This is a genomic window from Streptomyces sp. SID486 (assembly GCF_009865385.1).
Lineage (GTDB): Bacteria > Actinomycetota > Actinomycetes > Streptomycetales > Streptomycetaceae > Streptomyces.
In genome coordinates, this window is the sequence record NZ_WWJT01000415.1 from 1 (window position 1) to 2202 (window position 2202).

Annotated in this window: 1 protein-coding gene; it reads right to left on the reverse strand. The window is 72.2% G+C overall.

All coding sequences use genetic code 11. From position 1 onward, the window contains the following. Positions 1-575 precede the first annotated feature (575 nt). Positions 576-1469 carry a glycosyltransferase gene (locus GT045_RS19920; RefSeq protein WP_161289042.1) on the reverse strand — a complete coding sequence of 298 codons (894 nt, stop codon included), beginning with the start codon at positions 1467-1469 and terminating at the stop codon, positions 576-578. Positions 1470-2202: the final 733 nt, after the last annotated feature.

Below are 2202 nucleotides of genomic sequence, written 5' to 3' on the forward strand. Positions count from 1 at the left end.
GCACCGGCACCGGCACCGGCACCGGCACCGGGAGAGGATTCACCGGAGGGCTCGGACGGGGCGCGGTCGTAGAGGACCGGCGGCCCCAGCAGTCCGAAGCGCAGCTCGCACCGCCGCATCACGCCGCTCCACAGCCTTCCCGGGCGGTCGGGGCCGTCCGCGTTCCGCGGCGAGCGTGTGCCCGCCGTTGTCTGGCGGAATCCCGCCCTGTCCACAACGGTTTCCCGCCACCTTCAGTCTGCCGGTACGGCACCGACATCCGTCCCTCCCACGGGCCGTTGCCGTTGTCGCCGGACGACTTCCAGCCAACCGGTTCGCGGCCCGCCGACGAACCGTTGGCCACATGTTAGCGATCCGTTGGCGAATCCTGATCTGATCATTCCATCGGATCTGGCTCGACGGCGCGCGCGTATGTCGCGTAACTCGGGGGAGTGTCGCCGTAGGCCGGATCCGGGGACGACAAGGGCCCCGGCCGGCGGAGGTGAACGACCGGGGCCCTCGTCCCGCTTCCGTGTTCCGGTCCGTCTCCGGCCACTCGCCCGGCACCCCGGCCGCGACCGGTCCCGCTTCCCCGCTCAGATCACCGGCGGACGTCCCAGCCGGGTGAGCCGCCACACCGTGCGCCAGCGCATCGGACGCCGTTCACCGGCCGGTTCTCGCAGCCCCTCCGCGAATCCGGCGAACCATGCCTTGAGCCCCGCCAGGGACCGGGTGCGGGCGAGTGTGAGGAGCGTCCACACCCCGAGGTGCACCGGGACGAGCGGGAGCGGCAGCCGGCGCCGGACGAGCCAGACGCGGTTGCGGGCGTTGACCCGGTAGTAGATGGCGTGCCTGGCCGGCGAGGTCCGGGGGTGCCGCAGCAGCAGTTCGGGGGCGTACAGGATCCTCCAGCCGGCGTCGGCGGCCCGCCAGGCGAGGTCGGTCTCCTCGTGCGCGAAGAAGAACTCGGCGGGCCAGTCCCCGGTCTCGGTGAGCATGGCCATCCGCAGGGCGTGCCCGCCGCCGAGGAAGCCGGTGACGTAACCGCCGCGCAGCGGGTCGGACCTGCCCACCCGGGGCACGTGCCGCTGCTGGGTGTCGCCGTGCTCGTCGGCGATGCGGAAGCCGACGATGCCGAGGCGCGGGTCGGCGGCGTACAGGTCGCGCACCCGGCGCAGCACGTCGGGATCGACGAGCAGCCCGTCGTCGTCCAGCTCCACGACGACGTCCACGTCACCGAAGTCCCGCAGCCGGGACAGGGCGACGTTCCGGCCGCCGGGACAGCCGAGGTTCTCCTCGACGTCGACGGTCGTGACCTCGCCGGGCAGGGAGAGCCGGCGGGCGAACTCGGGCAGGCGGCAGCCGTTGCCGACGATCACGATGCGCGCCGGGGCGAGGTCCTGCTTGGCCACGGACTCCAGCAGGGCGTCGACCTCGGCGGGCCGGTTGCCCATCGTGACCACGGCGACGGCGATCCTCGGCTCCGCCATGCCCCTCACCCCTTCCGGCCGGTCGGCCGCAGCGCTCCCTGACCGCGCGCTGTCCGCCGTTCACCAAGATGTTGCCTCAGGTCCGCGGGTTCACCTGACGCCGATTCACTTTGCCGGGTCTTTGATCCGAATTTATGACCATGTTTGCTGTCGACCGGCTTCTGGGCGGCCACCCAACGGACCAGGAACAGCCGCCCACCCCCGCGTGCGGCGCCATCCACCGAGTCCGGACAGCGAAAGGACCGCAGGCCGGACGGCGTCCGGCCTGCGGTTCCCGGCTCCCTGCCATGACCACGAACCACCGTGCTCCGAGGGAGCCTCCCGCGGCGCGCATCACGCACCTCAGCGTGGGCCCGCAGGGTGGCGTCGACGAGCCCAGCCGGGTGGAGAAGATCAGCAGCGGAACATCGCCGGGGACGCCGTCCGCCTCGGCACCGGGGTCCAGGAGTTGATCCTCAGGGCCGGGATCCGGCGGGACACCGCAGATCAGTCAGACCGGCGCTACGCCAGGGGCCGGCTCGTCCGGCCCGCACCTCCTGGGACACATGCGGCGCACGGGCGAGTTCCCTCTCCCCCGGCGCCACGCCCCGGCGCCACGCCCTGGCGGCTCCGATGCGGGCCCCCCGGGACCAGAAGTTAAGACCACCAGCACCCGTACGGCACGCTCTCTGCGCTGCCGTCGCGTCCACTGAACGACGAAACCCATGCTAGGAACGTTCCTAGCATGGGTTTC

Coding starts and splice junctions, on each gene's coding strand:
- GT045_RS19920 (WP_161289042.1), bottom strand. CDS start 1,469: ATGGCGGAGCCGAGGATCGCCGTCGCCGTGGTCACGATGGGCAACCGG.